Source organism: Cupriavidus nantongensis (assembly GCF_001598055.1).
Classification (GTDB): domain Bacteria; phylum Pseudomonadota; class Gammaproteobacteria; order Burkholderiales; family Burkholderiaceae; genus Cupriavidus; species Cupriavidus nantongensis.
Genome location: NZ_CP014844.1, coordinates 4,341,802 through 4,364,047 on the forward strand (window position 1 = coordinate 4,341,802; position 22,246 = coordinate 4,364,047).

19 protein-coding genes are annotated in these 22,246 nt (G+C 68.1%); 4 read left to right on the forward strand and 15 right to left on the reverse strand.

Annotation, left to right across the window (positions count from 1 at the left end; genetic code table 11):
- The first annotated feature begins 33 nt into the window (after positions 1–33).
- The 3 genes from coaE (at position 34) to A2G96_RS20110 (ending at position 1,855) form a co-directional block, all read left to right on the forward strand.
- A complete protein-coding gene (coaE, locus tag A2G96_RS20100; protein WP_062801801.1) occupies positions 34–660 on the forward strand; it encodes a dephospho-CoA kinase in 627 nt (208 codons plus the stop codon).
- 230 nt (positions 661–890) lie between these two features.
- On the forward strand, positions 891–1,649 hold the full coding sequence (gene zapD / locus A2G96_RS20105; RefSeq protein ID WP_062801802.1) for a cell division protein ZapD: 759 nt from the start codon (positions 891–893) through the stop codon (positions 1,647–1,649).
- A gap of 17 nt (positions 1,650–1,666) precedes the next feature.
- Complete coding sequence (locus A2G96_RS20110; RefSeq protein WP_018006248.1) at positions 1,667–1,855, forward strand: DNA gyrase inhibitor YacG; 189 nt, start codon at positions 1,667–1,669, stop codon at positions 1,853–1,855.
- Positions 1,856–1,880: 25 nt separating this feature from the next.
- Here A2G96_RS20110 and A2G96_RS20115 read toward each other — a convergent pair whose 3' ends face one another.
- The 5 genes from A2G96_RS20115 to secA all read right to left on the reverse strand — a co-directional run bounded on the left by A2G96_RS20115 (position 1,881) and on the right by secA (position 9,584).
- Complete coding sequence (locus tag A2G96_RS20115) at positions 1,881–3,920, reverse strand: OPT family oligopeptide transporter (protein ID WP_062801803.1); 2,040 nt, start codon at positions 3,918–3,920, stop codon at positions 1,881–1,883.
- Positions 3,921–4,010: 90 nt separating this feature from the next.
- Positions 4,011–4,457: an NUDIX domain-containing protein gene (locus A2G96_RS20120; RefSeq protein WP_062801804.1), complete on the reverse strand. Its 447-nt coding sequence runs from the start codon at positions 4,455–4,457 to the stop codon at positions 4,011–4,013.
- The gene (locus A2G96_RS20125; protein WP_062801805.1) at positions 4,454–5,359 is read right to left on the reverse strand and encodes an ATP-binding protein; all 906 of its coding nucleotides are present in this window, start codon (positions 5,357–5,359) and stop codon (positions 4,454–4,456) included. The genes A2G96_RS20120 and A2G96_RS20125 overlap by 4 nt, the downstream gene beginning before the upstream one ends.
- Before the next feature lie 68 nt (positions 5,360–5,427).
- Positions 5,428–6,666, reverse strand: a complete 1,239-nt coding sequence (argJ, locus tag A2G96_RS20130; protein ID WP_062801806.1) for a bifunctional glutamate N-acetyltransferase/amino-acid acetyltransferase ArgJ — start codon at positions 6,664–6,666, stop codon at positions 5,428–5,430.
- Between the two features lie 140 nt (positions 6,667–6,806).
- The gene (gene secA / locus A2G96_RS20135) at positions 6,807–9,584 is read right to left on the reverse strand and encodes a preprotein translocase subunit SecA (protein WP_062801807.1); all 2,778 of its coding nucleotides are present in this window, start codon (positions 9,582–9,584) and stop codon (positions 6,807–6,809) included.
- A gap of 257 nt (positions 9,585–9,841) precedes the next feature.
- Here secA and A2G96_RS20140 point away from each other — a divergent pair, with 257 nt between their 5' ends.
- Positions 9,842–10,345, forward strand: a complete 504-nt coding sequence (locus A2G96_RS20140; protein WP_062801808.1) for a DciA family protein — start codon at positions 9,842–9,844, stop codon at positions 10,343–10,345.
- 69 nt (positions 10,346–10,414) lie between these two features.
- Here the strand turns inward: A2G96_RS20140 and lpxC are convergent, their stop codons facing one another.
- From lpxC to murD, 10 genes are all read right to left on the reverse strand, one after another.
- The gene (gene lpxC, locus A2G96_RS20145; protein ID WP_062801809.1) at positions 10,415–11,332 is read right to left on the reverse strand and encodes a UDP-3-O-acyl-N-acetylglucosamine deacetylase; all 918 of its coding nucleotides are present in this window, start codon (positions 11,330–11,332) and stop codon (positions 10,415–10,417) included.
- Between the two features lie 163 nt (positions 11,333–11,495).
- Positions 11,496–12,002, reverse strand: coding sequence for a peroxiredoxin (locus A2G96_RS20150; RefSeq protein WP_062801810.1), 507 nt, complete (start codon positions 12,000–12,002; stop codon positions 11,496–11,498).
- Positions 12,003–12,407: 405 nt separating this feature from the next.
- Positions 12,408–13,601, reverse strand: coding sequence for a cell division protein FtsZ (gene ftsZ, locus A2G96_RS20155; RefSeq protein ID WP_012353949.1), 1,194 nt, complete (start codon positions 13,599–13,601; stop codon positions 12,408–12,410).
- Positions 13,602–13,780: 179 nt separating this feature from the next.
- Positions 13,781–15,013 carry a cell division protein FtsA gene (gene ftsA, locus A2G96_RS20160; RefSeq protein ID WP_010814765.1) on the reverse strand — a complete coding sequence of 411 codons (1,233 nt, stop codon included), beginning with the start codon at positions 15,011–15,013 and terminating at the stop codon, positions 13,781–13,783.
- Positions 15,010–15,948, reverse strand: coding sequence for a cell division protein FtsQ/DivIB (locus tag A2G96_RS20165; RefSeq protein ID WP_062801811.1), 939 nt, complete (start codon positions 15,946–15,948; stop codon positions 15,010–15,012). Before A2G96_RS20165 ends, ftsA begins: the two co-directional genes overlap by 4 nt.
- Positions 15,949–15,975: 27 nt before the next feature.
- On the reverse strand, positions 15,976–16,959 hold the full coding sequence (locus A2G96_RS20170; protein WP_062801812.1) for a D-alanine--D-alanine ligase: 984 nt from the start codon (positions 16,957–16,959) through the stop codon (positions 15,976–15,978).
- Complete coding sequence (murC, locus tag A2G96_RS20175; protein ID WP_062801813.1) at positions 16,956–18,383, reverse strand: UDP-N-acetylmuramate--L-alanine ligase; 1,428 nt, start codon at positions 18,381–18,383, stop codon at positions 16,956–16,958. Before murC ends, A2G96_RS20170 begins: the two co-directional genes overlap by 4 nt.
- Positions 18,384–18,404: 21 nt before the next feature.
- On the reverse strand, positions 18,405–19,475 hold the full coding sequence (murG, locus tag A2G96_RS20180; protein ID WP_062801814.1) for an undecaprenyldiphospho-muramoylpentapeptide beta-N-acetylglucosaminyltransferase: 1,071 nt from the start codon (positions 19,473–19,475) through the stop codon (positions 18,405–18,407).
- Positions 19,472–20,725, reverse strand: coding sequence for a putative lipid II flippase FtsW (ftsW, locus tag A2G96_RS20185; protein ID WP_062801815.1), 1,254 nt, complete (start codon positions 20,723–20,725; stop codon positions 19,472–19,474). Before ftsW ends, murG begins: the two co-directional genes overlap by 4 nt.
- Positions 20,722–22,236 (reverse strand): UDP-N-acetylmuramoyl-L-alanine--D-glutamate ligase, encoded by a 1,515-nt coding sequence (gene murD / locus A2G96_RS20190; protein ID WP_062801816.1) that lies wholly within the window; start codon positions 22,234–22,236, stop codon positions 20,722–20,724. Before murD ends, ftsW begins: the two co-directional genes overlap by 4 nt.
- Positions 22,237–22,246: the final 10 nt, after the last annotated feature.

The following is a 22,246-nucleotide window of genomic DNA, read 5'->3' on the forward strand; positions in this document are numbered from 1 at the left end:
CGTTGCGGCAACGACGTCTGACAGAAACCTCACATGCTGGAAATCGGACTGACCGGCGGCATTGGCAGCGGCAAGACCCGCGTGGCCGACATGTTTGCCGCGCGCGGCGCCGCGATCATCGATACCGACCTGCTCGCGCATGAGATCACGGCCCCGGGCGGGCGCGCGATCCCGGCGCTGGTCGAAGCCTTCGGCCCCGCCTGCCTGCGCCCGGACGGTGCCATGGACCGCGACGCAATGCGCGCGCTGGTGTTTGCCGACCCCGACGCCAAGACGCGGCTCGAAGCCATCACGCACCCGCTGATCCGCGCGCTGACGACCGAGCGCGCGCAGTCGATCCGCGCTGCCGGCGCGCATCCCTACCTGATCTACGTGGTGCCGCTGCTGGTGGAATCGGGCTCGTGGCGCGAGCGCGTTGGCCGCGTGCTGGTGGTCGACTGCACCGAGGCCACGCAGGTGGCCCGCGTGATGTCGCGCAACGGCTTCAGCCGCGAACAGGTGCTGGCGATCATGGCCAGGCAGGCCACGCGCGCGGCGCGACTGGCATGTGCCGACGACGTCATCGACAACGACGGGCCGGTGGAGGCGCTGGTGGCGCAGGTCGACCGGCTCGACCGCTACTACCGTGAACTGTCGGCCGCGGGCATGGTCCATCGATAACGCATCGATACGCACCAGGCCGGCGCCGTGGCGCATTGCATCATGCGCGCGACATTGTCGTCGGACCTGGTCTCGCATAGAATGCGCTGGAACATGCCGGGAAATCGCCGCATAGTGTCGCATAGTGCCGATATCCCCACCCGCATGGATCGCCCTTTCCGGTATTTCCCGGGCCTCATTCTGCACCGGGCCGCCCCTGAAGCGCCCGACGCCCTGCACGGACACAGCACTTGATTCTGTACGAATATCCTTTCAACGAACGCATCAGGACTCTCCTGCGACTGGAGGACCTGTTCGATCGGCTGGAATACTTCCTCGGCCAGGATCATGCCCAGCAGCACCATGTCGCGCTGACCACGCTGTTCGAGATCATCGACGTTGCCGGCCGCGCCGACCTCAAGACCGACCTGATCAAGGAACTGGAGCGCCAGCGCCAGGCCCTGGCGCCGCTGCGCGCCAATCCGCAGATCGACCAGGATGCGCTCGACTCGGTCATCGGCGAGATCGAGCAGGGCATCAGCCTGCTCAACCAGACCGTGGGCAAGGCCGGGCAGTTGCTGACCGACAACGAGTGGCTGACCAGCATCCGCAGCCGCGCCATCATCCCCGGCGGCACCTGCGAGTTCGACCTGCCTGCGTACTATGCATGGCAGCATCGCCCCGCCGAAGACCGCCGCGCCGACATCCTGAAATGGGCGCGTCCGCTGGTGTCGCTGCGCATGGGCACCACCATCGTGCTGCGGCTGCTGCGCGAAGCGGGCCAGAGCGGCAAGGTGATCGCCACCGGCGGCAGCTACCAGCAGATGCTGTCGGGCCGCAGCTACCAGCTGATGCAGGTCTACCTGGACGATTCGCTGCTGGCCTTCATCCCCGAGATGAGCGCCAACAAGTACATGCTGTGGGTGCGCTTCACGCAGCAGGACGGCGACCTGCGCCCGCGCTCGGTCGATGCCGATATCCCGTTCCTGCTGAAACTCTGCAATTTCTGAAGCCTGCGCTGAACGCCATGCCTGCTGTCGTCAAATGCCCCACCTGCGGCACCGAGGTGGCCTGGGTGCCCGACAACAAATTCCGCCCGTTCTGTTCCGAGCGCTGCAAGCAGATCGATCTCGGCGCCTGGGCGTCGGAGAAGTACGTGATCGGCGGCAAGCCGGGCGAGACTTCCCCCGACCGGTCTGAAGACGAGGACGACTGAGGGCGCACAACCGGCGCCCCCTTCCTCAGTGCGCCGCCGCCAGCACGCGGCGGTAGAAGCCCACGCACACCAGCACGAACACCGCCAGGCCCAGCCACTGCGCGGTCGCTTCAAACCCGCCCCCGACCACGGCCAGCGGCGCATCGCTGCCTGACAGGCCGATCACCGCGGCCAGCATCACGCCGACCAGGCTTTCGCCGACGATCAGGCCGGACGCCAGCAGCGTGCCGCGGCGCTCGGCATGCTCCAGCGCCAGCTGCACGTCGTCGCCGCGCGCGGTGGCGCGGCGGCGCTCGGCGCGCAGCAGCAGCCACGACAGCACCGCCCCCACCACCAGCGCCGAACTGATCGTCGGCGGCAGGTAGATGCCGATGCCGACCGCCAGCACCGGCAGCCGCGCCGCGCCGCCACGGCGGCGCAGGATGTCGTCGATGGCGATCAGCACCACGCCCAGCCCGATGCCGATCAGGATCATGTTCCAGTTGAGCTGGTGGGTGAAGATACCGGTGGCGATCGCGGTCATCAGCGTTGCCTGCGGCGCGGCCAGCGCCTGGTTCGGGTCCATGCCCGCACGCGGCAGCGCGCCGGCAAAGCCATAGGCGCTGTAGAGCAGCTCGAGCACCGGCGGGATCACCGCGGCGCCGACCACGCAGCCGATCAGCAGCGCCACCTGCTGGCGCCACGGCGTCGCGCCGACCAGCCAGCCGGTCTTCAGGTCCTGCAGGTTGTCGTTGGCGATGGACGCCACCGCCACCACCGCGGAGGTGGTGAAGATCGCCAGCGCGATCGCGAACTGGCCGCCCTCGGGCGTGGCCAGCAGGCCGTCGGCCTGGCCCGCCAGCAGGATCAGCAGCGACACCAGGATCACCGCGATGATGCCGATGCCCGAGATCGGGCTGGCCGACGAGCCCACCAGCCCGGCCATGTAGCCGCACGCCGCCGCCACCAGGAAGCCGAAGATAAACGCGAACACCACCGCGTAGATCACCAGGCGCCAGCGCGCCCCGCCATCCAGCGGCGCGGGGGCGAGGAACCACGCGAACACCGTCACCAGCACCGCCAGCAGCGCCAGCATCACCAGCCCGATCCACTTCGCCGGCATGTCCTGCTGCGTGCGCGGCACGCTGCCCTGCCCCGCCGGGCCGGCCTGCAGCGCGCCGAACGAGGCGCGGATTCCATACAGCATCGGCCTGGCCAATGACAGCAGCGTCCAGATCGCGGCGATGCCGATGGTGCCGGCGCCGATAAAGCGTGCCTGCTGGCTCCACACCATGGTGCCGAAGGCCGACAGCGTGGCGCCGTCCGGGCGCGGCGTAACGGCGGTCAGCCACGGCACCGCGACGCCCCAGGTCAGCACCAGCCCGAGCAGCATGGCCAGCCCGCCAACGATGCCGACCAGGTAGCCCGCGCCCACCAGCGCCAGCGAGAAACCCATCGACAGCCGCACCACCGAGGCGCCCGCCGACAGCCAGAAATTGGCGCCCTCGGCCAGCACACGCAGCCCGCCGGCGCCGAAGCTGAACAGCCCCGCCACCAGGCCCCCGGCCATCAGGTCGGCCAGGCCGGTTGCCTGCGGCTTCTGGCCCGGCGCGGCTTCGGCGGGCGCGGCGCTGCCCACGCGCAGGATTTCCGCCGCCGCCACGCCCTCGGGATAAGGCAGGTCGCTCTGCACCACCATGGCATGGCGCAGCGGGATGCTGAACACCACGCCCAGCATGCCGCCGGCCGCGCAGATCGCCAGCGTCTGCCAGAACGGGAAGCCCTGCCAGTGGCCCAGCATCACCAGCCCGGGCAGGATAAAGATGATCGACGACAGCGTGCCCGCGGCCGAGGCCTGCGTCTGCACCATGTTGTTTTCGAGGACGTTGGCGCCGGGGAAAAGCCGCAGCACGGCCATCGAGATCACTGCCGCGGGGATCGCCGACGAGAAGGTCAGGCCGACCTTCAGTCCCAGGTAGATATTGGAGGCGGTGAACACGACCGTGATCAGCGCACCGAGGATGATGCCGCGCAGGGTCAGTTCAGGCAGGGAAACGTCGTCGGCAATACGATCGACACGTAGCATGCAGGTTCCTTTCCTGTGGATCCGGGCCGCTGGCCCGGGCGGCGCACAAGCGGGCGCCGCGGCCGCTTGTCAGCGATGCCGACGGCAGGGTCAGCCGTTGCGCGCTTCCTCGTCCAGCCACGCCACCACGGGAATGGTGGCCGGCAGCAGCGGCCCCACCGACACCGGCGTGCCCTGCCACGAGAACGCCTGGCCCTCGCGGCCGACGGGTTCGCCCTGCCAGGCCGTGACCTTGCAGAAATGCAGCCGCACATAGGCGTGCGGATAGTCATGTTCCAGGATGTGCCAGCGCTCGCATTGCGTGACATCAAGTCCCAGCTCTTCGTGCAGCTCGCGCGCCAGCGCTGCCTCGACCGACTCGCCTGGCTCCAGCTTGCCGCCTGGGAATTCCCAGTAGCCCTCGTAGGGCTTGCCGGCCGGGCGCTGCGCCAGCAGGAAGCGGCCGTCGGGCTGCACCAGCACGCCGACCGCGACCTCGGTCACCTTGCGCGGCGGGTTGCCGCCGGTGGCTGCGGGGTTCTGCGTCGCCGCGCTCATGCCTTGGCGTCCCCGGCAACATCGGCGATGTACGGCTTGCCGTGCTTGCCGCCCCAGTCGCGCGCGAACTGCCAGGCCACGCGGCCCGAACGCGAGCCGCGCTCCAGCGCCCACACCAGCGCGTCGCCGCGCGCGGCGGCGATGTCCTCGTCGGTGCAGCCGAAGTGCCGCAGCCAGTGGCCGACGATGGCCAGGTACTCGTCCTGCTTGGGCGGGTAGAACGACAGCCACAGCCCGAAGCGCTCGGACAGCGAGATCTTCTCTTCCACCACTTCGCCGGGGTGGATCTCGCCGTCGTCGGTGTGGCGGTAGCTTTCGTTGTCCTTCATGTACTCCGGCAGCAGGTGCCGGCGGTTGGAGGTGGCGTAGATCAACACGTTGTCCGACTGCGCCGCGACCGAGCCATCCAGCGCCGACTTGAGCGACTTGTAGCCCGACTCGCCCTCCTCGAACGACAGGTCGTCGCAGAAGATCACGAAGCGCTCGGGCCGCTGCGAGACCAGCTCGACGATATCGCCGAGGTCCCCCAGGTCGTCCTTGTCGACCTCGACCAGCCGCAGCCCGTCCTTGACGAAGGCATTGAGGCAGGCCTTGATCAGCGACGACTTGCCGGTGCCGCGCGCGCCGGTCAGCAGCACGTTGTTGGCCGGCAGGCGGTTCACGAACTGGCGCGTATTGCCGACGATGGCGTCCTTCTGGCGCTCGATGTTCTTCAGGTCGTCCAGGTGGATCGGCGGCAGCTGGCGCACCGGCTGCAGGTAGCCGATATTGCCGAACAGGCTCTGGCGCTTGCGCCAGCGGAACGCGACCGCCTCCTGCCAGTCGGCATCGCTCAGTTGCGGCGGCAGCCATTGTTCGAGTCGGGCGAGGAAGTTGTCGAGGCGGGCGGCGAGGTCAGACATGGCGGCGGGGCGGTGACAGGCAGGGAGGATCGATGTCCTTCCCGCGCGCGCGGGAAGGACGGACAGGCTCAGGAACGGTAGTCGGCGTTGATCGACACGTAGTCGTGCGACAGGTCGCAGGTCCACACGGTCGCCTCGGCATTGCCGCGGCCGAGCGCGATGCGCACGGTGATCTCGGCCTGCTTCATCACGCGCTGGCCGTCTTCCTCGCGGTAGTCGGGATTGCGGCCGCCGTCGCGGGCGACCCAGACATCGTCCAGCCACAGGTTGACGCGGCCGACGTCGAGATCATTGACGCCGGCGTAGCCCACCGCGGCCAGGATGCGGCCCAGGTTGGGGTCGGAGGCGTAGAACGCGGTCTTGACCAGCGGCGAATGCGCGACCGCGTAGGCGATCTGGCGGCATTCCGCCACGTCCTTGCCGGCTTCGACGCGGATGGTGATCAGCTTGGTCGCGCCTTCGCCGTCGCGCACGATCATCTGCGCCAGTTCCTGCGCCAGGCTCGTCACCGCCTCGCGCAGCGCTTCGAAGGCCGGGCCTTCGGCGCGGTCGACCACGGCACCGGACTTGCCCGAGGCGATCAGCACGAAGGAGTCGTTGGTCGAGGTGTCGCCGTCGATGGTGATGCTGTTGAACGAGTGGTCGGCGGCGTGCGTCACCAGACCCTGCAGCACCGGCTGCGCCACGGCGGCGTCCATGGCGATGAAGCCGAGCATGGTCGCCATGTTGGGGCGGATCATGCCGGCGCCCTTGCTGATGCCCGACAGCGTCACGGTCTTGCCATCGAGCTGCACCGTGCGCGACGCGACCTTGGGCTGGGTGTCGGTGGTCATAATCGCTTCCGCCGCGGCCAGCCAGTTGTCGGCGCTGGCGTTGGCGATGGCGGCGGGCAGGCCGGCCAGCAGGCGGTCCATCGGCAGCTGCTCGAGGATCACGCCGGTCGAGAACGGCAGCACCTGCGCGGCATCGATGCCCAGTTGCGCGGCCAGTGCGTCGCAGGTGGCACGGGCGTTGGCCAGGCCCTGCTCGCCGGTGCCGGCGTTGGCATTGCCGGTGTTGACCACCAGCGCGCGGATGCCCTTGCCCGACTTGCCCGCAGCCGCCAGATGCTCGCGGCAGACCTGCACCGGCGCGGCGCAGAAGCGGTTGCTGGTGAAGACGCCGGCGACGGTGCTGCCTTCGGCCACGCGCACCACCAGCACGTCCTTGCGGTTGGCCTTGCGGATGCCCGCCTCGGCCCAGCCGAGCTCGACGCCGGCGACGGATTTCAGGTTCTCTGCCTGGGGCAGCGGAAGATTGACGGGCATGCAGGACTCCTCGATGTTGCTGCTTGCGACTTGCTGTCTCAGACGAACATGCCCGCGAAGGGCGGGCATGTTCGATTCCTCTTGCGCCACTCCCGTGCTGCGGGGAGCGGCGTCATACCGGATGCCCGGCCTGGCTCAGTTCAGCTGAGCTTGCCGTGGCACTGCTTGAACTTCTTGCCCGAGCCGCACGGGCACGGATCGTTGCGGCCAACCTTGGGCATGCCCGCCAGCGCCAGCTCGGCGGCGGCCATGGCCGTGCCGGTGCGCGGCGACGGTGCTTCCTCGACCGGCTCGCGGCCTTCGGCGAACTCGTCGTGCTTGTACTGCACGTTCTCCAGGTGCGACAGGCCTTCCTCGATCTGCTCGGACGCCTGTTCCAGTTCTTCCGGCGACTGGATCTGCACGTTGAAGGTCACGCGCGTGACTTCGTTCTTGATCACGTCGAGCAGGCGCGCAAACAGCTCGAACGACTCGCGCTTGTACTCCTGCTTGGGGTCCTTCTGCGCATAGCCGCGCAGGTGGATGCCCTGGCGCAGGTGGTCCAGCGCGGCCAGGTGCTCGCGCCAGTGCGTGTCGATGCTCTGCAGCATGACCGAGCGCTCGAAGCCGGCGAACGACTCGCGGCCAACCATCGCCACCTTGCTGTCGTAGCGCTCCGTCGCCGCCTTCAGGATCAGGTTGAGCAGCTCTTCGTCCTCGATGCTCTGCGCGCCCTCGATGGTCTGCGCCAGCGGCACTTCCAGGCCCCAGTCCTCGCGCAGGCGCGTTTCCAGGCCGGCGATGTTCCACTGCTCCTCCATGGTGTCGGCCGGCACATGGTCGCGGAACAGCTCGATCAGCACGCTCTCGCGCAGGTTGGTGACCATCTCGCCGACATCATTGGCCTCGAGCACGTCATTGCGCAGCTTGTAGATTTCCTTGCGCTGGTCGTTGGCGACGTCGTCGTACTGCAGCAGCTGCTTGCGGATGTCGAAGTTGCGGCCTTCCACCTTGCGCTGCGCCGATTCGATCGAGCGCGTGACGATGCCGGCCTCGATCGGCTCGCCCTCCGGCATCTTCAGGCGCTCCATGATGGCGCGCACGCGGTCGCCGGCGAAGATGCGCAGCAGCTGGTCGTCCAGCGACAGGTAGAAGCGCGACGAACCCGGGTCGCCCTGGCGGCCGGCGCGGCCGCGCAGCTGGTTGTCGATGCGGCGCGACTCGTGGCGCTCGGTGCCGACGATATGCAGGCCGCCGGCGGCCTTGACCTGCTCGTGCAGCGACTGCCATTCATCCTTGAGCTGCTGGATGCGCGCGGCCTTGTCGGCATCGGCCAGGCTGGCGTCGGCCTCGATGAAGCCGGCCTGCTTCTCGACGTTGCCGCCCAGCACGATGTCGGTGCCGCGGCCCGCCATGTTGGTGGCGATGGTGATCATCTTGGGGCGGCCGGCCTGCGCCACGATCTCGGCTTCGCGCGCATGCTGCTTGGCGTTGAGCACCTGGTGCGGCAGCTTTTCGCGGTCGAGCAGGCCCGACAGGTATTCCGAGGTCTCGATCGAGGTGGTGCCCACCAGCACCGGCTGGCCGCGCTCGTAGCAGTCGCGGATATCGCGCACCACGGCGTCGTAGCGCTCCTTGCCGGTCTTGTAGATCTGGTCCTGCAGGTCCTTGCGCTGGGTCGGGCGGTTGGTCGGGATCACCACCACTTCCAGGCCGTAGATCTCCTGGAACTCGTACGCTTCGGTGTCGGCCGTGCCGGTCATGCCGGCCAGCTTCTCGTACATGCGGAAGTAGTTCTGGAACGTGACGGTCGCCAGCGTCTGGTTTTCCTGCTGGACCGTAACGCCTTCCTTGGCTTCGACGGCCTGGTGGAGGCCGTCGGACCAGCGGCGGCCGGTCATCAGGCGGCCGGTGAACTCATCGACGATCACGACTTCGTCGTTCTGCACCACGTAGTGCTGGTCGCGGTGGAACAGGCTGTGCGCGCGCAGGGCCGCGTACAGGTGGTGCATCAGCGTGATGTTCTGCGGCGCGTAGAGGGATTCGCCTTCGCCGATCAGGCCCAGCTGCGACAGGATCTCTTCGGCCTTTTCATGGCCGGACTCGGTCAGGTAGACCTGGTGGCCCTTCTCGTCGACGTAGTAGTCGCCCGGCTTCTCGACCCCGGTGCCGTCGGCCTTTTCTTCGCCGATCTGGCGCTCGAGCAGCTTGGGGATGCCGTTCATGCGCTGGTACAGGTCGGTCTGGTTCTCGGCCTGGCCGGAGATGATCAGCGGGGTGCGGGCCTCGTCGATCAGGATCGAGTCCACCTCGTCGACGATGGCGTAGTGCAACGGCCGCTGCACGCGTTGCGACGGGTCGTAGACCATGTTGTCGCGCAGGTAGTCGAAGCCGAACTCGTTGTTGGTGCCGTAGGTGATGTCGGCGTTGTACGCCGCCTGCTTCTGGTCGTGCGCCATCTGCGACAGGTTCACGCCCACCGACAGGCCCAGGAAGTTGTACAGCCGGCCCATCCACTCGGCATCGCGCTGCGCCAGGTAGTCGTTGACGGTGACCACGTGCACGCCCTTGCCGGTGATGGCATTCAGGTACACGGCCAGCGTCGCGGTCAGGGTCTTGCCTTCGCCGGTGCGCATTTCGGCGATCTTGTTGTCGTTCAGCACCATGCCGCCGATCAGCTGCACGTCGAAGTGGCGCATCTTCATGACGCGCTTGCTGGCCTCGCGGCACACGGCGAAGGCTTCGGGCAGCAGCGCCTCGAGCGATTCGCCACCGGCGTGGCGCTGCCGGAAGGCCTCGGTCATGCCGCGCAGCTCGTCGTCGGAGAGCTGCTCGAACTTCGGCTCCAGCGCATTGATCTGCGCCACCGTGCGGCGGTATTGCTTGATCAGCCGCTCGTTGCGGCTGCCGAAGACTTTCTTGAGAAGGCCCGTGATCATCGATTGCTTTCACCTGCGCGGAACCGGGTGGCATCCCCAGGGAAGGCGGACTGCCCCGGCGGCCGGGCGCGGTAATGGATAGATTGGCGCAAAACGCCGAGTTTATCATGTGCCGGGGTCACGCCCGGCGCTGCCGGCCGCTGGCGCGGGCCCTGCCGCAAGCAGTTTGGGATGGTCGCGCCGGCTTCAATCCGGCCGCTCTCGCTTACGGCCCGCGCTGCCTGCGTGCACGCGCCGCCCCTTGCTAGAATGGACCCATGCGCCGCTTCACCCATCCCGCCCTGCAGACCCCCGCCGCCAGGCCGCTCAACGACTGGCTGGACAAGGCCGGCCCGGTGTCGACGCTGCTGCAGACCGCGCGGCAGCTGTCGGTGCTGGAGGCCGAGGTGCTGGCGCTGCTGCCGGCCGGCATGCGCGCGGGCCTGGCCGTAGCAGGCATCAAACGCGACCCGTCCGACCCAAATGGCCAGGTGCTGCTGTTGCTGGCGGCTCACGGCGCGGCCGCGGCGCGGGTGCGCCAGGTCGTGCCGACGCTGCTCGGACGGCTGCAGCAGCGCGGCTCGCCGGTCACCTCGATCCGCGTGCGGGTGCAGCCCGAGGTGCAGCGCCATTCCGACTGGGAGGTGGAGCCGGTAGCACGCCCGCGCACCAGCGGACGCATGACGCCGGCCGGGCTGGCCAATCTCGACCAGCTCGCGCGCAGCCTGCCCGATTCGCCGCTGCGCGACGCGCTCAATACGCTGCTGTCCCACCACCGCTGAGCGGCCGCGCCGCGTCCAAAGCAAAAGAGCCGACCTGTGCAGGTCGGCTCTTTTTTTATGCGAGGCCGCTCAGGCGAAGGCCGGCTGGGCCTGCGGCAGGAACGCCGCCGGGGCTTCCTCGACGCGGTCGAAGGTGACCAGTTCATAGGCTTCCTGGTCCGCCAGCAGCGCGCGCAGCAGCTGGTTGTTCAGGCCGTGGCCGGACTTGTTCGCCACATAGGCGCCGATCAGCGGATGGCCGACCACGTACAGGTCGCCGATCGCATCCAGGATCTTGTGGCGCACGAACTCGTCGCCGTAGCGCAGTTCCTCGTTGTTGAGCATGCGATGTTCGTCCAGCACGATCGCGTTGTCCAGGCTGCCGCCGCGCGCCAGGCCCATTTCGCGCAGGGCCTCGACCTCGTGCGCAAAACCGAAGGTGCGGGCGCGGGCGATCTCGCGCACATAGCTGGTGTCGGCGAAATCGATCGAGAAGGTCTGGCCGGTCTTGTCGACCGCCGGATGGCGGAAGTCGATGGTGAACGACAGCTTGAAGCCGAAGAACGGCTCCAGCCGCGCCAGCTTGTCGCCTTCGCGCACTTCCACCGGCTTCTTCACGCGGATGAAGGTCTTGGCCGCGTTCTGTTCTTCGATGCCGGCCGACTGCAGCAGGAACACGAAGGACGCCGCGCTGCCGTCCATGATCGGGATTTCCTCGGCGTCGACGTCGACATAGAGGTTGTCGATGCCCAGGCCGGCGCAGGCGGACATCAGGTGCTCGACGGTGGAGACGCGCGCGCCATCCTTCTGCAGCACCGACGCCAGGCGCGTGTCGCCGATGGCCGACGCGGCCACCGGAATCTCGACGGCCTCGGGCAGGTCGACGCGGGTGAAGACGATGCCGGTACCGGCCGGCGCGGGACGCAGCGTCAGCGTGACCTTGCGGCCGGAGTGCAGGCCGATGCCGACGGTCTTCACCAGGGATTTGATCGTGCGCTGTTTGAGCATGACAGCCTCAACAATTATTAAAATCTATCGTGTTATCTTTTTGATTAAGGGATTTTACCACCACATCCGGGGCGCTGCAGCCGGCTTTTGTTTCCGGCTGTTAACAAGTCCGTCAACGCCCGTCACAAGTTACGTATTATCCACGTTTAGCCGGATGACTGTGTCAGCCACGCAACGCCGCCAGCACCGCCTCGGCGCTGCTGACACGGAACTCACCCGGGGCTTCGACCTCGAGCCGGGTCACCACGCCATCGTCGATCACCATGGCGAAGCGCTTGGCGCGCACGCCCATGCCGCGCGCGCTCAGGTCCTGGTCCAGGCCCAGCGCGCGGATCCACTCGGCGCTGCCGTCGGCCATCATCCGGACCTTGCCGGCCACCTGCTGCTCGCGGCCCCACGCGCCCATCACGAAGGCATCGTTGACCGAGACGCACCAGACCTCGTCCACGCCGGCGTCGCGCAGAGCCTCGGCATGCTGCACGAAGCCCGGCACATGCTTGGCCGAACACGTTGGGGTGAACGCGCCGGGCAGGCCGAACACCACGATCTTGCGGCCGCGGACCAGGTCCGCCACCTTGAACGCATTGGGGCCGAGCGCGCAGCCGTTGCTTTCGGTCTCGAAGAATTCCTGCAGCGTGGCGTCGGGGACGCGGGAACCGACTGTGATCATGGCCTTGTGGTTTTCCTTGGATGTCTGAACGGGTCTATGAAGGATAGGACGGATGCGGGGATACGCGGCCCAATATTCGGACCAGTATCGGGACGAACGCCGATACCGCTGCAGACGCTACAAAGACGTCCGCGCGGCGCACCTTTTGGGTGCGCCGCGCGGACGGCGATACATCCCGACCGGGAAGGCGGGAAACCAGTCCGGGGAGGCGGCCAGCGGCACGCCCGAACCCGGCAACGGGATGCGGGTGAAGCCAGTCCGGCGCAGGCGCGGCGCCGCCGGCAGCCCGGCGGTTCACGTCAGCCATGCAAGGCACGCGCGGATGGGGAGCGCACGTGCATCGCGACCAGGCGACGCGTTCCGTCAGGCGGCCGGTGGAGGCACCGATGCCGCGCCAGGCAGGCTTCAGTCTGCCTGCTTGCGCAGGAAGGCCGGGATATCGTACGTATCCACACCCTTTTCCTGCAGCGCCGCCACGTGGGCCGAGGCCGACTCACGCGAGCTGCGCCACACTGCCGGCGTATCCAGGTTGCTGTAGTCCGGCGAGCTGTGCTGCGCGGCGGTGGCGGCCATGTTGGCCATCATCTGCACCGGCATGTTGTCGGTGCCGGTCTTCAGCAGCGTCATCGGCTGTTGCTTCTTGGCCGAGCGGCCCAGGCCGGTCGCGACCACGGTCACGCGCAGCGCATCGCTCATCGAATCGTCGTACACCGTACCGAAGATCACGGTCGCATCTTCCGCGGCGTAGCTGCGGATGGTGTTCATGACCTCCTTGGTTTCCGACAGCTTCAGCGAACGGCTGGCGGTGATGTTGACCAGCACGCCGCGCGCACCGGACAGGTCCACGCCTTCCAGCAGCGGGCTGGCCACGGCCTGCTCGGCCGCCAGGCGGGCGCGGTCGACGCCCGACACAGTGGCCGTCCCCATCATGGCCTTGCCCTGCTCGCCCATCACCGTCTTGACGTCTTCGAAGTCGACGTTGACCAGGCCGTCAACGTTGATGATCTCGGCAATGCCGGCCACCGCGTTGTGCAGCACGTCGTCGGCGCACTGGAAGCACTTGTCCATCTCGGCGTCGTCGCCCATCACTTCGAACAGCTTCTCGTTGAGCACCACGATCAGCGAGTCGACGCTCGATTCCAGCTCGCTGGAACCGTGCTCGGCCACCTTGGCGCGGCGCGCGCCTTCGAAGTCGAACGGCTTGCTGACCACGCCCACGGTCAGGATGCCCATCTCCTTGGCCACCTGTGCGACGATCGGCGCGGCGCCCGTGCCGGTGCCGCCGCCCATGCCGGCAGTGATGAAGACCATGTGCGCGCCGCGCAGCGCGTCGGCGATCTGATCGCGCGCCGATTCGGCGCAGTTGCGGCCCACTTCCGGCTTGGCGCCGGCGCCCAGGCCCGTATTGCCGAGCTGCAGCACGCGCGAAGCGGTCGAACGCTTGAGCGCCTGGGCGTCGGTGTTCATGCAGATGAATTCGACGCCTTGCACGCCGCGGCTGATCATGTGCTGCACGGCGTTGCCGCCCGCGCCGCCCACGCCGACCACCTTGATGATGGTGCCGTCCTGCACTTCCGTTTCGATCATGTCAAAGTCCATCACTGCCTCCGAGAAAAATCAGTCCCCAGACGATGCGGCCTCCCCGCCGCAACCCCTGGTTTCTGAACAAGAAACCAAAAAAAGAAAACCTGAAAACCGCTACCTGGCACGCAAGCCTGACCGGTAGACCGTCCTGCCCGCGCACCGTTGCATCCCTGTCGCGTCAATCTCTGCGTGAATCAGAAATTGCCAACGAACCATTCCTTCATGCGGGTCCACACCTGCTTGACCGACCCGCTCTGCACCGCCACCTTGCGCCCGCGCATGCGTTGCACGCGGCCTTCCAGCAGCAGGCCCATCACCGTCGCGTAGCGCGGGCTCTTCACCACCTCGTGCAGGTTGCCGCGATACTCGGGCACGCCGACGCGCACGGGCTTGAGGAAGATGTCCTCGCCCAGCTCGACCATGCCCGGCATCATTGCGGTGCCACCGGTGATGACCACGCCCGACGACAACAGTTCTTCATAGCCCGACTCGCGCACCACCTGGTGCACCAGCGAGTACAGCTCTTCGATGCGCGGCTCGATCACCGCGGCCAGCGCCTGGCGGCTGAGCGTGCGCGTGCCGCGGTCGCCCACGCCCGGCACCTCGATCATGTCGTCCGGGTCGGCGATCGCCTGCTTGGCGATGCCGTACTGGATCTTGATGTCCTCGGCGTCCGGCGTCGGCGTGCGCAGCGCCATCGCGATATCGTTGGTGATCTGGTCGCCGGCGATGGGGATCACGGCCGTATGGCGGATCGCGCCTTCGCTGAAGATGGCGATGTCGGTGGTGCCGCCGCCGATGTCGACCAGCACCACGCCCAGTTCCTTCTCGTCCTCGGTCAGCACCGCCAGGCTCGACGCCAGCGGCTGCAGGATCAGGTCGTGCACCTCGAGCCCGCAGCGGCGCACGCACTTGACGATGTTCTGCGCGGCGCTGACCGCGCCGGTGACGATATGCACCTTCACTTCCAGGCGGATGCCGCTCATGCCGATGGGCTCGCGCACGTCTTCCTGGCCGTCGATGATGAATTCCTGCGTCAGGATGTGCAGGATCTGCTGGTCGGTCGGGATATTGACCGCCTTGGCGGTCTCGATCACGCGCGCGACGTCGGTCTGCGTGACCTCCTTGTCCTTGATCGCCACCATGCCGCTGGAGTTGAAGCTGCGGATATGGCTGCCGGCAATGCCGGTGAAGACCTCCGAAATCTTGCAGTCGGCCATCAGCTCGGCCTCTTCCAGCGCCTTCTGGATCGACTGCACGGTGGCCTCGATGTTGACCACGACCCCTTTCTTCAGACCCTTGGACTCAGACTGGCCCATCCCGATCACCTCGTAGCTGCCGTCGGGGCGCAGTTCCGCCACCACGGCCGCCACCTTCGAGGTGCCGATATCGAGACCGACCAACAGGTCCTTGTATTCCTTGCTCATCGGGTTTTCTCCGCGTTCTTGCTCTTCAGTCGCGTCGGATTGTTGTTGGATGTACCTGAAACCGTTGCGGCCGCCCCCGGCCTGGCAGCACTCGTCGCCGCGCTCGCCGCCTTCGCCTTGGCCGCTCGTTCTGCCTTTTCCGCCCGCACCGCCGCCGCGATCTGCGCCTCGGTCAGGAAGCGCGCGTTGGCGGCGCGGATGGCGAAGCCGTTGGGATAGCGCAGGTCGGCGTATTCGATCTGGCTGCCCCATTGCTGCGTGACCTGCGGCCAGGCCGCGACGAAGCGGCGCACGCGCTGGTCCATCGCGGTGCGGTCCTCGTCGTTCTGCTCGCGGCCCAGCTCGACCTCCATGCCGTTGGACAGGCGCGCGCGCCAGGCGTAGCGGCCGGACAGCGCCACCGCCAGCGGCTCGGCCTTGAGCGGCTTGAACCACTGGCGCATCACCTCGAGCTTCTCGATCACGTCGGCTTCGCTGTCCGGCGGCCCGTCCAGCGCCAGCAGCTGCGCGTCTTCTTCCGCCTCGGCGGTGTTGGCGACAAAGATCTCGCCATAGGTGTTGATCAGCCGGCCGCTGTCGGGCGCGCCCCAGGTGCCCAGCGCCTCGTGCTCCTCGACCTCGACCGCCAGGCCGTTGGGCCATTCGCGCCGCACGCTGGCACGCCGCACCCACGGCACCGACTCGAACGCCTGGCGCGCCGCGTTCAGGTCGAGCGTGAAGAAATTGCCGGTCAGCTTGCCCAGTGCGCTGGCGCGCACGCTGGGGGCGTTCACGTGGCGTAGCGCGCCGCCGTCCATCGGGCCGATCTCCACATGCGTGATGGCAAACACCGGCCGCTGCGCCAGCCACAGCAGGCCCGCCGCGAGCGCCATCAGCGCCACCACCGCATACAGCGTGGAGGCGATCAGGTTGAGCAGGCGTGCGTTATGCCACATGGTCCGGTGCGGTCCTGTCGGGTGAAGTTATTCGGGTTTCCAATGCTCGTTGGGATGCAGGTCCAGCGTGGCGGCGGCCACCACCTGCAGCACGAAGTCCTCATAGCTGATGCCGACCGCGCGCGCCGCCATCGGCACCAGCGAATGGCCGGTCATGCCGGGCGAGGTATTCATCTCGAGCAGGAAGGGCGTGCCGTCGGCGCGCAGCATCACGTCGGCGCGCGCCCAGCCGCGGCAGCCCAGCACGCGGTAGGCCTGCACCGCCAGCGCCTGCACCTGCCGTTCGACTTCGGCATCCAGGCCCGACGGACATAAGTACTGGGTATCGTCAGTAAAGTACTTGTTTTGATAGTCGTAGTTGGCCTCGGGCGCGACGATGCGGATCACCGGCAGCGCTTCGGCGGTCTCGCCCTCGCCCACCACCGGGCAGGTCAGCTCGGCGCCGTCGATAAAGGTCTCGGCGATGACGTCGTTGTCCAGCGCCGCGGCCTTGTCGAAGGCGGCGCGCATCTGGTCGGCGGCGGTGACCTTGGTCAGGCCGATCGACGAGCCCTCGCGCGCCGGCTTGACGATCAGCGGCAGGCCCAGGTCGGCCGCCACCGCGTCAAAATCGGTATCGGCATGCAGCATGGCAAAGCGCGGCGTGGCCAGGCCGTGCGTCATCCACAGGCGCTTGGTGGCCTGCTTGTCCATCGCCAGCGCCGACGCCAGCACGCCGCTGCCGGTGTACGGCACGCCCAGCTGCTCGAGCAGGCCCTGGATGGTGCCGTCCTCGCCGTAGCGGCCGTGCAGCGCGATAAAGACCCGGTCGAAACCGGCCGCCGCCAGCTCGGCCACGCCCTGCAGGCCGGGGTCGAAGCCGTGCGCGTCGACGCCGCGCGACTGCAGCGCGGCCAGCACGCCGTTGCCGGACATCAGCGAGATCTCGCGTTCGGCCGAGCGGCCGCCCAGCAGCACGCCGACCTTGCCCAGCGACTTCGGATCGATATTGGGATGGGCGACGAAGCTCATGCCTGGCTCCCTTGCTGCAGCGGTTGCTGGTGCGACACCAGCTGGCCGGGCACGCCGCCGATGGAGCCCGCGCCCATGGTCACGACCACATCGCCGGGCCGTACGGCATTCAGGATGGCCTGCGGCATCTCTTCCATCTGCTCCACGAAAACAGGTTCGACCTTGCCCGCCACGCGCAGCGCGCGGGTCAGCGCACGGCCGTCGGCGGCGACGATCGGAGTCTCGCCGGCGGCGTAGACCTCGGACAGCAGCAGGGCATCGACCGTGCCCAGCACCTTGACGAAGTCTTCAAAGCAATCGCGCGTGCGGGTAAAGCGGTGCGGCTGGAACGCCAGCACCAGGCGGCGCCCGGGGAAGGCACCGCGCGCCGCGGCCAGCGTGGCGGCCATTTCCACCGGGTGGTGGCCGTAGTCGTCGACCAGCGTGAAGGTGCCGGCGCCATCGGGCGTGGCGACTTCGCCGTAGCGCTGGAAGCGGCGGCCGACGCCGTGGAACTCACGCAGCGCCTTGACGATGGCGGCATCGGGCACTTCCAGCTCGGTCGCGATGGCGATCGCCGCCAGCGCGTTCTGCACGTTGTGCATGCCGGGCAGGTTCAGCACGATCTCCAGCGGCGGCTCGGCGTGGTGGTTCAGCTGGCGCAGCACGGTGAAGTGCATCTGGCCGTCGACCGCGCGCGCATCGACGGCGCGGATCTGCGCGTCTTCGGCAAAGCCGTAGCGCACCACCGGCTTGGACACGAACGGCAGGATCTCGCGCACGTTGGGATCATCCACGCACAGCACCGCGATGCCGTAGAACGGCAGCCGCTGGGTGAATTCAATGAACGCCTGCTTGAGCCGGGCAAAGTCGTGCCCGTAGGTGTCCATGTGATCGGCATCGATATTGGTGATGACCTCGATCACCGGGAACAGGTTCAGGAACGAGGCATCCGATTCGTCGGCCTCGGCCACGATGAAATCGCCGGTGCCCAGGCGCGCGTTGGCGCCGGCCGAGTTCAGCCGGCCGCCGATGACGAAGGTCGGATCGAGGCCGCCTTCTGCCAGCACCGATGCCACCAGGCTGGTGGTGGTGGTCTTGCCGTGCGTGCCGGCGATGGCCACGCCCTGCTTGAGCCGCATCAACTCGGCCAGCATCACCGCGCGCGGCACCACCGGGATGCGCTGGCTGCGCGCGGCCAGCACTTCGGGGTTGTCGCCGCTGACCGCGGTCGACACCACCACCGCGTTGGCGCCGCTCACATTGGCGGCGTCGTGGCCGTGCATGACGGTGGCGCCCAGCGACGCCAGGCGCCGCGTGGCGGCATTGTTGCCCACGTCCGAGCCCGAGACCTTGTATCCCAGGTTCAGCAGGACCTCGGCGATGCCGCTCATGCCGGCGCCGCCGATGCCCACGAAGTGGATGTTCTTGACGATATGCTTCATTGGATTGCTGCTTCGCTCACTTCAGTCCCTGGCCAGCTCGCTGCATACCTCGGCGACGCGCCGGGTTGCCTCGGGCCGGGCCAGTCCGCGCGCCAGGCGCGCCATGTCTTTCAGCTGCGGCCGGGTCAGGCTGGCGATGGTCTGCGCCAGGCCCTCGGCCGTCAGGTCTTTCTGCTGCACGAGCAGGGCCGCGCCCTGGCTCGATAAAAACTGTGCGTTGGTGGTCTGGTGGTCGTCCACCGCATGCGGGAACGGCACGAACAGCGCCGCCACGCCCGCCGCGGCCACTTCCGACACCGTCATCGCGCCGGCGCGGCAGATCACCAGGTCGGCATCGGCATAGGCGCGCGCCATGTCGTCGATGAACGGCAGCGTCTGCGCCGGCACCTGCGCCGCGGCGTAGTTGGCGCGCAGCGTGTCGATCTGCTTGGCGCCCGCCTGGTGCGTCACCACCGGGCGCTGGTCCTGCGGCAACAGTGCAACGGCCTTGGGCACCACCTCGTTGAGCGCGGCCGCGCCCAGGCTGCCGCCCACCACCAGGATCCGTAGCGGGCCCTCGCGCCGGTCGTAGCGCGCCTCGGGGGCGTCCAGTTGCGCCAGCTCCTCGCGCACCGGGTTGCCGGTCCATTCGCCGCCGGGCAGCGTGTCCGGGAACGCGCACAGCACGCGGTCTGCCACCCGGGCCAGCACCTTGTTGGCCAGCCCGGCGATCGAGTTCTGCTCGTGCAGCACCAGCGGCCGTCCCAGCAGCGACGCCATCATGCCGGCCGGGAAGGTGATATAGCCGCCCATGCCCAGCACTACGCTCGGACGCACCCGGCGCAGCGCGGCGATGCTCTGCCAGAACGCACGCAGCAGGTTCAGCGGCAGCAGGAACTTGGTCACCAGCCCCTTGCCGCGCAGCCCGCCGAACTGGATGAATTCCATCGGGATGTCGTGCTTCGGCACCAGCGTGGCTTCCATGCCGGTGCGGTTGCCCAGCCAGACCACGTTCCAGCCCTGCGCGCGCAGCGCCTGCGCAACCGCCAGCCCGGGGAACACATGTCCCCCGGTGCCGCCGGCCATCACGAGCAGGGTGCGCGGCTGGGTCATACCTTGCCCCCACGCATCAACACCCGATTCTCGTAATCGATCCGCAGCAAGATCGCCAGCGCCACGCAATTCATCAGGATGCCCGAGCCACCATAGCTGACCAGCGGCAGCGTCAGCCCCTTGGTCGGCAGCAGGCCCAGGTTCACGCCCATGTTGATAAAGGTCTGCCAGCCGATCCAGACGCCGATGCCCTTGGCCACCAGGCCGGCAAAGGTGCGGTCCAGCTGCAGCGCGGTGCGGCCGATATTGAAGGCGCGCCGCACCAGCCAGTAGAACAGCACGATTACCACCAGCACGCCGATAAAGCCGAATTCCTCGCCGATCACGGCGAGGATGAAGTCGGTATGCGCCTCGGGCAGGTAGTGCAGCTTTTCGATGCTGCCGCCCAGCCCCACGCCGGTCCACTCGCCGCGCCCGAACGCGATCAGCGAGTGCGTCAGCTGGTAGGCCTTGCCCAATGCGTTGCTCTCTTCCCACGGATTCAGGTAGGCAAAGATCCGTTCGCGCCGCCACGGCGACGCAGTGATCAGCAGCGCGAACGCGCCCACCGCCACCCCGACCAGCCCGGCGAAGAGCTTGCCGTTGATGCCGCCCAGGAACAGGATGCCCATCGCTACCGCGGCGATCACCAGGAACGCACCCATGTCGGGCTCGAGCAGTAGCAGCAGGCCCACCACCACCACCGCCACGCCCATCGGCAGGAAACCCTTGGACACGGTCTGCATCCACTCCTGCTTGCGCACGGTGTAGTTGGCCGCATACAGCACCACCGCCAGCTTCATCAGCTCGGACGGCTGGAAGTTCATCACGCCCAGCGGAATCCAGCGCCGCGCGCCGTTCACGCCCTTGCCGACGAACGGCACCAGCACGATCACCAGCAGGATCAGGGCAAAGATGAAGAGCTTGGGCGCGTAGCGGTCCCACACCTTGACCGGCACCTGGAACGCGGCCAGCCCGACCGACAGTCCGATCCCCAGCGCGAACGCATGGCGCAGCAGGAAGTGGCTTTCGCGGTAGTTGGCGTAGCGCGGCGAGTCCGGCAGCGCGATCGAGGCCGAGTAGACCATCACCAGGCCGAGCGCGAGCAGCACGATCGAAACCCACAGCATGGGCTGGTCGTACTCCATCATGCGCGAGCGGGTCGGCTTGACGCCCGACACCGCGTCGCGCAGGCCGCCCCAGGCATTGCCGATGGTGGCGCCGATAAAACCGCTGCGCTTGACCTGTGGGTTGGTCTCAAGCTGGCTCATGGCAGGATCCCCCGGGACAGGGCCAGTTCTTCCACCGCGCCGCGGAACACCTCGGCGCGATGCACGTAGTTACGGAACATGTCGAGGCTGGCGCACGCCGGCGACAGCAGCACGGCGTCGCCGGCCTGGGCCAGCGCGGCCGCCTGCGTCACGGCCTCTTCCAGCGTGGCGGCGTCGACCAGGCTGGCGCCGCTGCCCTGCAGCGCATCGCGCAGCTCGGCCGCGGCGCGGCCGATCAGCACCACCGCGCGCGCATACTGCGCCACCGGCGCGGCCAGCGGCGAGAAATCCTGCCCCTTGCCCTCGCCCCCGGCGATCAGCACCACGCGCTTGTCCAGGCCCGACAGCGCGGCCACGGTGGCGCCCACGTTGGTGCCCTTGCTGTCGTCGAAATATTCGACGTCGTCGATGGTGGCGACCCACTCGACGCGGTGCGGCTCGCCGCGGTATTCGCGCAGGCCGTGCAGCAGCGCGTTCAGCGGCAGGTCGATGGCACGGCACAGCGCCAGCGCGGCCATCGCGTTGGTGGCGTTGTGCATGCCGCGGATATGGAGCGCATCGGCCGGCATCAGGCGCTTGTGGCGCACCGGCACCGCTTCCGGCGCGGCCTCGGCCGCGGCCTTGCGGCGACGGGGCTTGCCCTCCCCTTCCGCGTCGGGATCGGGCTCGGCCAGCACCAGCCAGGGCATGCCGCCCTCGCGCAGGATGCCGAAGCTGCCCGGCACTTCGGGCAGGTCGATGCCGAAGGTCACCGGGGTCGAGCCCGGGCGTGCCATGTCCAGCGTCAGGCGGTCGTTGCGGTTCAGCACCTGCACGCAGGCGTGGCCGGCCGGGCCGAAAATGCGCGCCTTGGACGCGGCATAGGCTTCCATCGAGCCGTGCCAGTCGAGGTGGTCCTGCGTCACGTTCAGTACCGTGGCGGCATGCGGCGCCAGCGTATGGGCGGTTTCCAGCTGGAAGCTCGACAGCTCCAGCACCCAGACCTCCGGCAGCGACGCCGAGGCGATGCAGGCCGACAGCTTGTCCAGCGCCGACGGGCTGATATTGCCCGCCACCGCCACGCTCTTGCCGGCGCGCTCGACCAGGCGGCCGGTCAGCGCGGTGGTGGTGGTCTTGCCGTTGGTGCCGGTGATCGCCAGCAGCTTCGGCGCATAGCCGGACTCGGCTTCGAGATGGCGCAGCGCGCGCGCGAACAGCTCGATCTCGCCCCACACCGGGATGCCGCGCGCCTGCGCCGCGGCCAGCAGCGCGCCGGTGGCGGCTTCGAGCGGCGACAGGCCGGGGCTGATCGCGACCAGGCCGATGCCGTCGAGCAGGCTTTCGGCAAAGGGGCCGCCGACAAATTCGGCCGAAGTCAGTTCGGCCTGCAGGAACACAAGGTTGGCGGGCGCCTCGCGCGTGTCGGCCACGCGCACCGCGCAGCCGTTCAGGCCACACCAGCGCGCCATGGCCAGCCCCGACTCGCCGAGGCCCAGTACCAGCACATGAGGTTTTTGCAGCTCGCCAAACACTTCGATTTCC

What these genes read in the sequence shown, in the direction of transcription:
- coaE (WP_062801801.1), top strand. Translation starts at nt 34, where the DNA reads ATGCTGGAAATCGGACTGACCGGCGGCATTGGCAGCGGCAAGACCCGC.
- A2G96_RS20110 (WP_018006248.1), top strand. Translation starts at nt 1,667, where the DNA reads ATGCCTGCTGTCGTCAAATGCCCCACCTGCGGCACCGAGGTGGCCTGG.
- A2G96_RS20115 (WP_062801803.1), bottom strand. Translation starts at nt 3,920, where the DNA reads ATGCTACGTGTCGATCGTATTGCCGACGACGTTTCCCTGCCTGAACTG.
- A2G96_RS20120 (WP_062801804.1), bottom strand. Translation starts at nt 4,457, where the DNA reads ATGAGCGCGGCGACGCAGAACCCCGCAGCCACCGGCGGCAACCCGCCG.
- A2G96_RS20125 (WP_062801805.1), bottom strand. Translation starts at nt 5,359, where the DNA reads ATGTCTGACCTCGCCGCCCGCCTCGACAACTTCCTCGCCCGACTCGAA.
- argJ (WP_062801806.1), bottom strand. Translation starts at nt 6,666, where the DNA reads ATGCCCGTCAATCTTCCGCTGCCCCAGGCAGAGAACCTGAAATCCGTC.
- secA (WP_062801807.1), bottom strand. Translation starts at nt 9,584, where the DNA reads ATGATCACGGGCCTTCTCAAGAAAGTCTTCGGCAGCCGCAACGAGCGG.
- A2G96_RS20140 (WP_062801808.1), top strand. Translation starts at nt 9,842, where the DNA reads ATGCGCCGCTTCACCCATCCCGCCCTGCAGACCCCCGCCGCCAGGCCG.
- lpxC (WP_062801809.1), bottom strand. Translation starts at nt 11,332, where the DNA reads ATGCTCAAACAGCGCACGATCAAATCCCTGGTGAAGACCGTCGGCATC.
- A2G96_RS20150 (WP_062801810.1), bottom strand. Translation starts at nt 12,002, where the DNA reads ATGATCACAGTCGGTTCCCGCGTCCCCGACGCCACGCTGCAGGAATTC.
- ftsZ (WP_012353949.1), bottom strand. Translation starts at nt 13,601, where the DNA reads ATGGACTTTGACATGATCGAAACGGAAGTGCAGGACGGCACCATCATC.
- ftsA (WP_010814765.1), bottom strand. Translation starts at nt 15,013, where the DNA reads ATGAGCAAGGAATACAAGGACCTGTTGGTCGGTCTCGATATCGGCACC.
- A2G96_RS20165 (WP_062801811.1), bottom strand. Translation starts at nt 15,948, where the DNA reads ATGTGGCATAACGCACGCCTGCTCAACCTGATCGCCTCCACGCTGTAT.
- A2G96_RS20170 (WP_062801812.1), bottom strand. Translation starts at nt 16,959, where the DNA reads ATGAGCTTCGTCGCCCATCCCAATATCGATCCGAAGTCGCTGGGCAAG.
- murC (WP_062801813.1), bottom strand. Translation starts at nt 18,383, where the DNA reads ATGAAGCATATCGTCAAGAACATCCACTTCGTGGGCATCGGCGGCGCC.
- murG (WP_062801814.1), bottom strand. Translation starts at nt 19,475, where the DNA reads ATGACCCAGCCGCGCACCCTGCTCGTGATGGCCGGCGGCACCGGGGGA.
- ftsW (WP_062801815.1), bottom strand. Translation starts at nt 20,725, where the DNA reads ATGAGCCAGCTTGAGACCAACCCACAGGTCAAGCGCAGCGGTTTTATC.